This is a genomic window from Sphingomonas sp. NCPPB 2930 (genome assembly GCF_042867205.1).
Lineage (GTDB): Bacteria > Pseudomonadota > Alphaproteobacteria > Sphingomonadales > Sphingomonadaceae > Sphingomonas.
The window spans coordinates 1-9805 of record NZ_JBHZQU010000031.1 but is presented as its reverse complement, the minus strand read 5'-3'; the positions used below and the strand labels follow the sequence as shown (position 1 = coordinate 9805).

Genomic DNA, 9805 nt, shown 5'->3' with positions numbered 1-9805 from the left:
CGGCACAACTCCGTCACCACTGCGCCCGCCTCGGCCTCCTTCAGGATGCCGATGATCTGCTCTTCCGAGAATTGCTTTCGCTTCATTCCGTCCGTCCCTTTGAGGGGCCGGTCTCTAGTTCCACCTGGATGAAGAAACGGGGGTCACGTCAGGCGCAACGTGATCGTTTCACGGCCTGGCTCGACAATGACAATTTTGACGAGAATGGCGTCGCCAGGAAGCCGCTGTGAGGGTGATCCGGCCTACCGGTGCTTTTTCATTGGAGCAGCGGCCGGTATAGCCGAGACATTCTCATTGGGATGGGGAAACGAGAAGTCCCCCGCCTTACTCGTCTCTGGCCGGTGTCGCGCTGACGTGCTTTGCGAACGCAATGTTTAGTAAAACTCCTTCAACGTGATCGGGATGGCGCGACCATCGCACATCGTCAGCAGCGCTGTCTTGCCGGCCGGCCCCCAACTCCATTGTCTCAAAGCCGCTGGTGCATTTGCCGTAACCTTCGTCCCATCGATCGCGCAAATACGTTCTCCGGGACGCAGGCCGAGCGCTTCGGCAGGTGAGCCCTTCATGACATGAACGATTCGCATTCCGGCATCTGACCACATGCCCTGAATGCCCGACATCGTCACCGGACCTGGCGACGGGGCGATGGCACGAGGCGACAACACCATCACTCTTTGTCCCAGGTCCAGGAACACGTTGAATCGGTCGAGCAGTTTCATCCCTAATCGCCCTTCGTCTCCGGGAACCAATGGAGCTGGCTCGAATATCACCGGCACCTTGTCGAGCACTTGCCCGCCGAACCGGACACCGTCGACGCGGCCGATCTCCGACAGGATCATATCACCGCTCAATCCGACTGATGCGATGTCCGTCATGTGAAGAGGCGCATCCGATTTGTCCCAAGCGTTCTTTGTGATCGCCAGGCTGGAGTCGTCACCCGTATCGACCATGACAGGTGATAGCGTGCGCTCGCCGATGAGAATCTTCGTGGAAAAACCCCGACCTTTGCCTCGCGGTTCAACCGGCATGACGCTGCCCGCTGGGCGAGGCGATCCGCTTGGCTGGAAGCGGACGCGACGGTGGTCGAAGTCCACCGTTAGAGCATAGGCCGCCAGAAAGTCCGCACCGATCACAGCATCGATCGGTGTCTCTGCCGTGGATGACAGCGGCTTTAGATCGGCAACCTGAATGGCACCCCCTGCTTGATGGAAACCCGCCATCCGCAGCGTTTCTATAGGCGCGATATAGGTTTGCACCGACGTGCCGCCCATCCCAGTAATATTATCATAGGGCTGGTATTTCATGCCGTGGCGTGTTGCCCAACCCGCGTCCACCATGGTCGTAGCAGCCCCGGTGTCGAGCATCGCCATAAGCCGCTGACCGTTCAGCACGATCGGTATGATGACGAGGCCATCGGCGTCGCCTTCCATATCGATCCACTTGTTCTGCGTCTCGGGATCGATCGAAGCCACGCCACGTCCCGATGAGGGCGGTGACGTGCTCGGTCGCTGTTGAGCGGGAGCCGGCATTGCGGTGATGGCGGCCAGCATAACCATGAAGCGATATGCTGAAGTTCGTCCCGGCATGGCGTAGCTCCGTTATGCGCGCGCTCAAGGCTCGTACTCCTGGCAACCTCTCGCCCCTTGTGGCCTCATCCGCCCCTTGTAGTCGGGAACGATCGATAAAGGCACTCCCGTGCGCGCTTCACTCGACTCGACTGGGAACGAGCCGCGAGACGACCGGGGCATTCCCATTGGGATCGGGAAATGGGAAGGGCCAAAGCCCCCCCCCCACATCGTCGATTGTCGCACAAATCAGCTCAAATTCACGATCCGCGTCAGCAAGCCTTGCCTGATCGTCATGAATGATGCGCCTCGCATGGCGATCGGTTCACCGGCCTTCATAGACCCAAGATCGACGGCCGGGGTGCCGGTCCAATCTACCTCCATTGCGACACGATCACCATCAACAACCGCGTTGATGATGGTCTGATGGCGGGTCGTGAACATCGTGGCCGCTTGTTCCGCAAGTTCGGCAAAGGCTGCCCGACCTTCGATCTTCATGCTTTGCCCCGAATTTGATACGTTCTCGAACACAACATCGTCGCCGACACATGCCACCAGCGCGGCTGCGTCCTTCCGATTGTACGCATCGATGTAGCTTTGAATGATTGCAGGTAGCGTCACAGCTATCGCCCTTCTTCCTGAGGCGCGGAGCCTGTCGCCATTACGTTTGGCAAGGCAGCTCCCGCTTCAAACTGACAATGCCTGTCGGCATCGGTTCACTCGGACGGACCCGACCTGACGTATCAGGCCGGGTTATTAAATCGTCCGCTGGTCGCTACCGCGATGTGAACAACGAAGGTCATGCGAGCAGTATGCCTGTCTTTATGAGATTGTCGAGCCGGCAACGTAACCGACTGCCTTTCCTGATTGGGAACGGCCAGCGAGACGACCGGGGCATTCCCATTGGGATAGTAAAACGGGAATCTCCCGGCGCAGCCAGCCCAAACTTGAACCTCAAACGCTTTCTTGCTAATGCGAGCCTATAGCAAAGGGGAACGAAATGGGTTTTGGTGCGCGCGCGCCGGCTTTCCGTCGCCGGGTTGTGTTTGGCCTTCTTCTGGCTGGCGTCGCGGTGCCGTCGATTGCTGCGGCCCAGTCGGCGCCGACGCAGAACGGAGAACAAACGAGCAGCCCGCCCGCCGACGATCAGTCGAAGGAGCGGGAAGATATCACCGTCATCGGCCGCTACACCACCAACGACCGTCTCGACTCCGCCACCGGGCTTGGTCTCACGATCCAGGAAACTCCGCAGTCTGTCACCGTCGTGACCGAACAACGGCTCTACGACCAGCAACTGCGCAGCCTCAGCGACGCGATCAACAATGCGGCCGGTGTTTCCTCGAAGAACTATGACAGCTCGCGCAACGGCTATTCGGCGCGTGGCTTCATCATCGACAACTATCTCGTCGATGGTGTGCCGGTGCAATATGATCCGGGATACAGTGCCGGTGAAAGCGAACTCGACCTCTCCATCTACGATCGGGTCGAGATCGTGCGTGGCGCGACGGGGCTGCTGAGCGGTGCCGGTAATCCTTCGGCGTCGATCAATCTCGTTCGTAAGCACGCGACCAGCGATCATGTCACCGGTTCGCTTGTCGCGTCGGCCGGTCGCTGGAACGATTATCTCGTGCAAGGCGATATCAGCGCGCCCGTCACGTCGGACGGATCGGTCCGGGTCCGTGGCGTTGCGCGCTATCAGGACAGCGATTCCTATGTGGACCTGCTCGGCAATCGCAAGCTCGTCCTCTATGGCGTCGTTGACGCCGATTTGACCCCCTCCACCCGATTGAGCGCGGGCGCGAGCTACCAGGATAACGATCCGCGCGCCACAACCTGGGGCGGCCTGTCGCCGTGGTATGCCGACGGCTCGCGGACGGACTGGCCGCGTTCCAAGACGATCGGCGCGAACTGGACGCGGTGGGCCACCAAGCAGCGGGCGGCGTTCGTCAATCTAGAGCAGGACCTGGGCGCAGACTGGACGCTGCGGCTTTACGGGAACTACACCCGCAACACGGGCGATCTTCATCTGCTGTTCCTCTATGGTCAGCCGGACCGGACCACCGGCATCGGGCTGGGCGCATCCCCGGCGCGATACGACAGCATCCGCGATCAATGGGACACGATGGCGAGGTTGACCGGCACCTACACGCTGTTCGGTCGTCGGCATGAACTCATCGTCGGGGCCAGTTACGCCAAGCAGAAGCTCGACTTCTTAAGCTACGCCACCAATTACGCGAACCTCGCTCCGGTCGGCGATTTTAACGCATGGGACGGCTCCTACCCGGAACCCGTGTGGACCGATCGGTCGCTCGCGCTGAGCTGGAACACCAAGCAGTGGGGCTATTACGCCGCAACCCGCCTGTCACTCGCGGACTCGTTGAAGGTGATCCTCGGCGGTCGCCTCGGCTCGTGGACGCGCGACGGCATGGCGTGGGGCACGCCCACCAACTTTGGCCGGAAGAACCGTTTGGTGCCTTATGCGGGCGTGCTGTATGACTTGACCTCCAATCATACCATCTATGCGAGCTACACCGACATCTTCCAGCCGCAGGACTATCAGGATCGTAATGGTGACTTCCTGGCCCCGGTGAAGGGGAGCAACTATGAGGCGGGCCTGAAGAGCAGCTTCTTCGGCGGCAGGCTGAAGACAGCACTATCCGTCTTCCGGGTCCAGCAGGACAATCTCGGGCAGGAGGATCAAGGCTACTTCATCCCCGGCACGATCAATCCTGCCTACCGCGCCGTCAGCGGCGCAAAGAGCACCGGTTTCGAGGTCGAAGCCAACGGCGAGGTCACTCCGGGCTGGGCGATCAGCATGAACTACACCCAGTTCAAGGCCAAGGATCGCGATGGCGGCCGGGTAAACACCCTTTACCCGCAGAAGCTGTTGCGCCTCTTCACCACATACGAGGTGCGGTCGGGCACGCTGAACGGTCTCACGCTTGGCGGCGGCGTGAACTGGGAAGGTAGCAGCTACACGGATACGACAAACCCCGTCACCAAGGTGCCGGAGCGTTTGCAGGTCAACGGCTACGCCATCGCCAACGTCATGGTTCGCTATCCGATCAGCGAGCGACTTTCGCTTCAGGTCAACGCCGACAATATATTCGACAAGAAGTATTACTCACAGATCGGCTTCTATAATCAGTTGGCCTATGGCCGCCCGGCCGATGTAAAGGCGACGCTACGTTACGCCTTTTAAGGATGCCTGCTGCCATCAGGCAGCTGCGATCAGCGGCATGATGGCACCGACCTTCCCGTAAACGAACGACCAACGAGACGGTTGGGGGCATTCCCGTTGGGATGGTTCATCTAAAATGGTGTGTTAGCCGCGCCAGGCGGTCCACAGCTGCAGAGGCACTCCGTCTCAGAGCGGTGGGTGCGCGTCTAGCAGGTTCCGGCGGCATTGAGGCTGTACTAAACCAACCTTGCGCGCTAATGAGAATCGTTATCATTCATGTTCAGGGGGCAAAGTTGACCGATCGCCGTTTCGTGGCAAGCATCTCCATGGCCTTGCTTCTTGGGGCCGCCATACCGTCCATGGCGGCCGCGCAAACTAGCCCGCCCCATGCCGGGGAGGGGGATATCGTCGTGACGGGCGAGCGGGAGGGCTATACGCCCACGGACACCTCCGCCGCCAAGACCCCGGCACCGTTGCGCGATATTCCGCAGTCGATCGCGGTGGTTCCGGCACAGGTCCTGCTCGACCAACGGGCGCTATCGCTTCAGGATGCGCTCAAGAACGTCCCCGGCGTTAGCTTCGCCGGAGGCGATGGCCAGCGTGATCAGGTGAATATCCGTGGCTTCACCGCCATCGCCGACCAGTTCGTCAACGGCTTTCGCGACGATGCTCTGTATTTTCGTGATCTCTCCAACACGGAACGCGTCGAGGTCATCAAGGGGCCAGCGGCGGTGCTCTATGGCCGTGGTTCATCAGGTGGGCTCATCAACCGGGTGCTCAAGCAACCCGATGTGAACATCACCTCCGCTACTCTCTCGGCCGGATCCTTCGCCACCAAGCGCGGCGAGTGGGATGTGGGTCGCTTCGACCCGAAGAGCGGCGTCGGCTTTCGCCTGACCGGTGCTTATGAGGACGACGGCAGCTTCCGCGACCAGCAGTTCCTCAAGCGCTTCGCGCTCGCGCCCTCGCTGCTGCTCGGGGCTGGCCGGGATACCACGCTGTATGTCGAGGCGGACTACTTACGCGACACGCGTCTGATGGATCTTGGTATACCCGCCATCAATGGACGGCCGGTCGACGTGCCGCGTTCGACCTATTATGGTGCCGCCAATGCCCGCGATGCCGATGCCACGACCAGCAAGGTGCTGTCGCAGACCGTCATACTGACGCACCGCTTCTCGGACACCCTGAGCTTCCGCAACGGCTTTCGCCATTACACCTATCAACTCGATCGCCACAGCACATTGCCCTCTGCGGTGAACGCCGCCGCGTTGACGGTGACGCTCCAGCATGGCCGGCTCAACCGCGACGAGGATGGCTGGACTAACCAATCCGAGCTGACCCAGAAGCTGCACTTCGCCGGGATGGAGCACACGCTACTTTACGGCTTTGAAATCGCTCGGCAGGTAAAGGGTGCGCAAACCTTCGCTTCGCGAATTGTTACCGTTACTTCGCTCTTCCACCCGGTGCTACCCGTCGTGAACGATGCGAGCTTCACTAAGCTGAGCGCTAACAGCAACACGACGTTCGACACGCGTGGCCTCTATGTGCAGGATCTTGCCGACCTCGGGCACGGCTTCAAGGCACTGGTAGGCGCCCGGCACGACTGGTTCATCCAGAAAACCTACCAATTGCTGCCAGGCCAGCCGAATCTCGCCCGCACCGATCGCAGATGGAGCCCACGTGCTGGCCTCGTGTTCCAGCCGAATGCAGCGCAATCCTATTATGTGTCATGGAGCCAGAGCTTTCAGCCCTCGGCCGAAACATTCGCGCTCGCGGCCAACAACGCGGATATCGCGCCAGAGGAGACCACCAACAGGGAGGTGGGCGCCAAATACACGCTGTTCGGCGGAAAGTTGAACATTCAGGCGGCGGGGTTCATCTTGCGCCGCACCGGCATCAAGGGCAGCGATCCGCTGACACCGACAAGGGTGGTGCCGATCGGTACGCAGCGTACCCGCGGCTTGGAACTGTCGGGTCAACTCGACTTGCCATCGGGCTTCCAAGCCATTGCGGGCTATGCCTATCTCGACACGCGCGTCACGGCATCGGCCAATCCCACGTTCGTGAACAAGCGGGCAACGATTACGCCGGAGAACGCCGTCAACGCTTTCCTGACCAAGACCTTCGACGGGCGTTTCGGCATCGGCGGGGGTATGAACTATGTCGGCGATCGATGGGCCGATCCGGCCAACACCACGATATTGCCGCACTATGTCACGGTGGATGCGGTGGCTTGGGTGAATGTCGGCTCGGTGCGCCTCCAGCTCAACGCCTATAATCTGGGCAATGAGAAATACATCATCTCAGGACACGGCACTTCGCCATTGCTCAACATGCCCGGTGCGCCGCGATCTCTCTTGGCTACGGCCAGGGTCAGTTTCTGACACGCCGGAAACGTCAGTCAGGATTGTTTGCCGGCGCAGCGCCTGCGCTGGCTCCAGCAACACATTGGCGGTGGATCGGATCCCTCACCAAGAGCCTTGCCGAGTAGCATATTCCCATCGCAGCCCGCCGGGGCATCATGCTGCTTTCCTTTTGGGGCAGGACTTCCCGATCCGCCCTGTCAACCGCCTGTGGCTCATCAGGCACGCCAAAAAGAGACGATTGGCACCTAGACCAAGGAGAGAGGCGGCGGGGCTTCCTGATCGGGAACGGCCAGCGAGACGGCCGGCACCGTCTCGTCTGGGATGGTGAATTGGGAATGTAGGCGCATTCTCATAAGCCACCGGGCGGCGGCAATCGGGAAGCAGTCAGAGCCACCAGTGATAGCTGACATTTGGGACAAAGTTGGCCGGCGCGGTGGAACGCGACGATCAAGCCGACATGATCGACAGCACCATTGTCCGGGCACACCATTGTGCCGTGGACATAAAAAAAGGATTGGCGAGGCCGAGGCGTCCTTCGACTTCGCTCAGGAGCGCCTTGGCCGATCGCGCGGCGGCTTAACCGCCAAACTCTACGCCCGCTGCGATGTTAGAGGTCGCCCGCTCACCTTCGCCCTGACGCCGGGCCAGGCGCACGACACGCAAGGCTTCGGCCCTCTGATACGCATGATCGCCGACTGGATCGACGCTCTGCTTGCGGATAAAGGCTATGACAGCGACGCGGTTCGCGACACCCTGACCAGCATGAACGTCGAGGCCGTAATCCCGGCTCGGCGCAACCGTCGCAATCCGGCTGCGCATGATCGGGGCAAGTGCCGCTGGCGCAACCAGATCGAGCGACTGTTCAACAAACTCAAGAATTGGCGACGGGTCGCCACCCGATATGATAAAACCGCCGAGTCCTACATCGGCTTCGTCAGCCTCGCATCAGTCCTGCTCCGGCTACCCTTTGTCCACGACGCCTATTCACGCGTCCTAACGTCGGAGTCGGGCTGACGGTTTGTATCATTGTAATGGATGTGATTCATAACGTCTGGATTCAGGCCCACTACTTCCCACCGCTTCTGCAAGATCTAGCTCAGTCTCCGATGGTGATCGAGCAGATCATCTTCATGCTTTTTGTTCTGTTGAGCAGCCCATTCGCATGGACAATGAAGCGACAGACAGCGGCGTAAGCGTCTTTCCCAAAGAGGAAGGGCGCGCGAGACGGCCGCGTCATTCCCACTGGGATGGTAAAATGGGAAATATATTGACGTGCAACGCGGTGATATTGCCATACAGTTAGGCGCCTTATAGGATGGCGGCTAATGGACCCGCTAGACCTCAAGTACTTGGCCTTTCTGGGCGATGCCGAACGCCATGGACGACCGGAAGCGGACGATATGCGCCTGTGTTTCGAAGTGCTGGCGCTGGCTTCCGCCATCGATCGTGCCTGTGCCGCGCGCCTCGCACCGCACCGCCTGTCCGAAGGAAAGTTCGTGTTGCTGCTCCTGCTGCGCGACGCGCCTGACGGCATCGCGCCCCATGAGCTGGCCTCCCGCGCAGGCGTCACACGGGCGACGGTCACCGGTCTGCTCGATGGCCTGGAGCGAGACGGGTTCCTGGTCCGGCATGATGATCGGGATGATCGACGTCGGGTGTCGGTGCGGCTGACCGAGCAGGGACGGACGATTGCGGGCGGTCTATTCGTCGAGCACGGTCAATGGATCGCTTCGCTGTTGGCGGGGGTTACGCCGTCCGAGCGCGAGGGTGTCGGTGCGCTGCTCCGGCGTGTTCGGGATAACCTGGCAACGCCTGCGGAGGACATACCGGTCATGGCCGTCTGCCACGCGCAATGACCGCTGGACGCAAAGGGCACCGCATCGTGGACATCGATCCGGCCCGCCGTGCGCAACTGGACGCCGGCACGATCGAGGCCGCGACGCTGACCGAATGTCTGTCCGTCGACTTCGCGGCGCTGTTGCCCCACGCCGTGCCTGCGATTGGCGAGCAGGCTGTAGCAACGATGCGCCATGCCGCCGGCGACGGTGTAACGCGCCGGATGGCGCTGGCTGCACACCTCGTTCTCGATCATGGCGGCATGGCCGTTATCGATGGATTGCGCGATCATCCCTCCGACACGGTGCGCGGCTGGGCGTGCTTCATGGTGGGAGCGCTCGAGGACCTCACCCTCGCCGACCGCCTGCATCTGATCCGGCCGCTGGCGGACGATCCTCATTTTGGTGTGCGTGAATGGTCGTGGATGGCGGTTCGCGGCCATATCACCGCCAAACTCGACGATGCTATCGAACTACTCGCGGGATGGGCAACCGAGCCGTCCGAGTATCTGCGGCGCTTTGCCAGCGAAGCGACCCGGCCTCGTGGTGTATGGTGCAGCCACATCGGGGCTTTGCGCCAAGCGCCGGAACGGGCTTTACCGATTCTGGAACCGCTGCGATCCGATCCCGCTGCCTATGTTCAGGACTCGGTCGGGAACTGGCTGAACGATGCCGGTAAGGACCAACCGGACTGGGTTCGATCGCTCTGCGCGCGATGGATGGCCGAAAGCACGGCCGCGGCGACTGGCCGCATCTGCAAGCGCGGATTGCGTTCGATCGTAAGCGTCCGGTGAAGGCGTCGCGTCAGGCGGGACGGTAGTTCCACGGCAGCAGTTCATTGATCTGGCGGGCCGG

8 protein-coding genes are annotated in these 9805 nt (G+C 61.0%); 5 read left to right on the top strand and 3 right to left on the bottom strand.

Going from position 1 to position 9805, the window contains the following annotated elements:
- The 3 genes from ACFX59_RS17955 to ACFX59_RS17945 all read right to left on the bottom strand — a co-directional run.
- Positions 1–86 (bottom strand): transposase (locus tag ACFX59_RS17955; RefSeq protein ID WP_387431976.1); only part of this gene is annotated, 86 nt, incomplete at its 3' end.
- A 288-nt stretch (positions 87–374) separates the two neighbouring features.
- Positions 375–1472, bottom strand: a complete 1098-nt coding sequence (locus ACFX59_RS17950; protein WP_387434390.1) for an aspartyl protease family protein — start codon at positions 1470–1472, stop codon at positions 375–377.
- Positions 1473–1814: 342 nt separating this feature from the next.
- A complete protein-coding gene (locus tag ACFX59_RS17945) occupies positions 1815–2186 on the bottom strand; it encodes a nuclear transport factor 2 family protein (protein WP_387434388.1) in 372 nt (123 codons plus the stop codon).
- Positions 2187–2565: 379 nt separating this feature from the next.
- Here ACFX59_RS17945 and ACFX59_RS17940 point away from each other — a divergent pair, with 379 nt between their 5' ends.
- From ACFX59_RS17940 to ACFX59_RS17920, 5 genes are all read left to right on the top strand, one after another.
- Positions 2566–4767: a TonB-dependent siderophore receptor gene (locus ACFX59_RS17940; RefSeq protein ID WP_387434386.1), complete on the top strand. Its 2202-nt coding sequence runs from the start codon at positions 2566–2568 to the stop codon at positions 4765–4767.
- A gap of 272 nt (positions 4768–5039) precedes the next feature.
- Positions 5040–7133, top strand: a complete 2094-nt coding sequence (locus ACFX59_RS17935) for a TonB-dependent receptor (protein ID WP_387434384.1) — start codon at positions 5040–5042, stop codon at positions 7131–7133.
- A gap of 471 nt (positions 7134–7604) precedes the next feature.
- Entirely contained in the window at positions 7605–8129 is a 525-nt protein-coding gene (locus tag ACFX59_RS17930; protein ID WP_387434382.1) for an IS5 family transposase, read from the top strand.
- Positions 8130–8440: 311 nt separating this feature from the next.
- Complete coding sequence (locus tag ACFX59_RS17925; RefSeq protein WP_387434380.1) at positions 8441–8971, top strand: MarR family winged helix-turn-helix transcriptional regulator; 531 nt, start codon at positions 8441–8443, stop codon at positions 8969–8971.
- Between the two features lie 26 nt (positions 8972–8997).
- A complete protein-coding gene (locus tag ACFX59_RS17920) occupies positions 8998–9744 on the top strand; it encodes a DNA alkylation repair protein (protein ID WP_387434377.1) in 747 nt (248 codons plus the stop codon).
- Positions 9745–9805: the final 61 nt, after the last annotated feature.

Bases quoted from the DNA above. Each gene is read 5' to 3' on its own strand.
- ACFX59_RS17925 (WP_387434380.1), top strand. From the start codon at position 8,441: ATGGACCCGCTAGACCTCAAGTACTTGGCCTTTCTGGGCGATGCCGAA.
- ACFX59_RS17940 (WP_387434386.1), top strand. From the start codon at position 2,566: ATGGGTTTTGGTGCGCGCGCGCCGGCTTTCCGTCGCCGGGTTGTGTTT.